This is a genomic window from Thalassospira sp. UBA1131, assembly GCF_002311515.1.
Taxonomy (GTDB): domain Bacteria; phylum Pseudomonadota; class Alphaproteobacteria; order Rhodospirillales; family Thalassospiraceae; genus Thalassospira.
In genome coordinates this window covers 27,603-29,834 of record NZ_DCAO01000033.1, presented here as the reverse complement: position 1 = coordinate 29,834, position 2,232 = coordinate 27,603, and the positions used below count along the sequence as shown (strand labels likewise).

Sequence of the window (2,232 nt, the reverse complement as noted above, 5' to 3'; positions counted from 1 at the left end):
CACCGTATCGAGCGTACACGCGCGAAAAAAGGTGACGAGGTTGAAGAGGTTTCTGCGGTTCTCAATACCGACAGTGTGTCGCTGACCGCGATTGAAAACCCGGTTGATCTCGAAGAAGAAGACGACGAAATCGAGCGCAACGAAGACGACGATCAGGGCGGCAAGCGCCGTCGTCGCCGTCGTCGTCGCCGTGGCCGCAATGATGACCGCGATGATCGCAACAATGATCAGCCGCAGGAAGCATCAGACGACAGCGATGGCGCATCTGATAATGCAGATGGCAACAATAATGATGACGATGATGACGAAAGCAATCGCAAGCGCCGCCGTCGTGGCAAGCGTGGTGGTCGCCGTCGTTCGCGTCGTCAGGACTTTGACGGCAACCGTACCCGTTCACCGGCAGATGATCCGGCCCTGACGGCAGCACGCCGCAATCGTGATCATGAAGCACCGGACGGTACGGATGAAAACACCGTGATCGACGCCGACAGCGAAGGTCAGGATGCCGACAGCTTTGATCAGGAAGGCGTTCGTGCTGGTCGTACGCGCAGCACCACTGCCCCGGCCCCGGCCCGTCCGCGCCGTGATCGCAATGATAACCGCCGCAATCGCCGTGATCGCAACAACCGTTCTGATCGCACTGACGGTGATGAAGATCGTGGTGATGTGAAAAACATCCCGATCCAGTCTGGTCCGGCCCCGGAAGCAAAGCCTGAAACCCAGGCGGAAGCAAAACCGGAAGCCGCAAGCGCACCGGCATCTGCCCCGGCAGAAGTCAGCGCACCGGCACCGAAGAAAGAAACGCCAAAGGCAGAAGCCCCGGCTGAAAAGCCTGCCGAGCCGAAAGCCGCTGAACCGGCCAAAGCCGAGAAAACCGAACCGGCACCTGCCCCGGCACCGGAAGCAGCCCCTGCGCCCGAGCCGGCCAAGGATGAAAAGCCGAAGCCGAAGAAACGCGGCTGGTGGAGCCTTGGTCATTAAGACCGGGCATCTGAACAAACAAAAAGGGCTGCCCGATGGGCAGCCCTTTTTTCGTCGTGATCTATTGAAAGATCAGCGTTTCCAGTTCTGCAGCGCCTTGACCGCACCGGTCATGGTGTCTTCGCTATGTGCGAACGAGAAACGCACATAGCCCTTGCCGCGCATACGATCAAAGTCCGTCCCCGGTGTCGTGGCAACGCCGGTTTCTTCGAGCATCTGCTTGCAGAACGCTTCGCTGTCATTGGTCAGATCGCGCACGTCGGCATAGAGGTAAAACGCTCCATCCGCCGGGGCAAACTTGGTAAACCCCGCCTTGGGCAACCCGTCCAGCAGGATTTCACGATTGCGCGCATAAGCCGCGATATTGGCTTGCAGCTCGTCCTCGCACTCAAAGGCGGCAACCGCTGCCAACTGTGACAACGCCGGGGCCGAGATAAACAGGTTCTGCTGCAGGCATTCGACCGCGCGCATCAGATCGGGTGGGACAATTGCCCAACCCAGACGCCAGCCGGTCATGGAAAAGTATTTCGAGAAACTGTTGATGATGATCGCCTCATCACCGAATTCAAGGGCGGTACATTCGGCAACGTCACCAAATGAAATGCCCTGATAGATCTCGTCACTGATCAGGCGAATACCGTTTTCGCGGCAATAGGTTGCAAGTTCGCGATAGGTTTCGACATCGATCATGCTGCCCGCCGGGTTGGACGGGCTGGCAACGATCAGACCATCAACCGGTTCATCCAGATCGCGCAGCATCTGAACAGTCGGCTGATAATGGGTTTCCGGCCCGGCAGGCAGGTTGATCGTATCAATACCCAGTGCGCTTAGGATGTTGTGATAGGCAGGATAGCCCGGCGCAGCCATTGCCACACGGTCGCCTGCATCGAAGGCTGCCAAAAACGCCAGCACAAAGATCGATGAAGAACCACTGGCAACACAAACCCGCGCCGGATCGACCGAAACACCAAACTTGGTTTTGTAGTGCCCGGCAATGGCTTCGCGGAGCGGATCGATGCCCATGGCGTTGGTATAGCCGATCAGATCGGACTCGAGCGCCTTGGCCGCGGCTTCGCGCACCTTGCGTGGTGCCGGGGTTCCGGGCTGGCCGACTTCAAGGTGGTAAACCGCCTTGCCTTCCTTTTCGCGCGCATTGGCCGCACGCATCACATCCATCACGATAAAGGGCGAAATTGCACCACGAAGGGATTGTTTCAATGCCATTTGTGGGGTCCTGACATGTGTTTAAGA

The 2,232-nt window shown here is 58.2% G+C and carries 1 protein-coding gene and 1 pseudogene; one reads left to right on the top strand and one right to left on the bottom strand.

The genetic code is table 11. From position 1 onward, the window contains the following. A pseudogene (locus B3Z49_RS04895) lies at nucleotides 1–981 on the top strand (ribonuclease E/G); the annotation flags it as partial. Between the two features lie 72 nt (nucleotides 982–1,053). Here B3Z49_RS04895 and B3Z49_RS04890 read toward each other — a convergent pair. Then, the gene (locus B3Z49_RS04890; RefSeq protein ID WP_296988570.1) at nucleotides 1,054–2,205 is read right to left on the bottom strand and encodes a pyridoxal phosphate-dependent aminotransferase; all 1,152 of its coding nucleotides are present in this window, start codon (nucleotides 2,203–2,205) and stop codon (nucleotides 1,054–1,056) included. Between the last annotated feature and the right edge of the window lie 27 nt (nucleotides 2,206–2,232).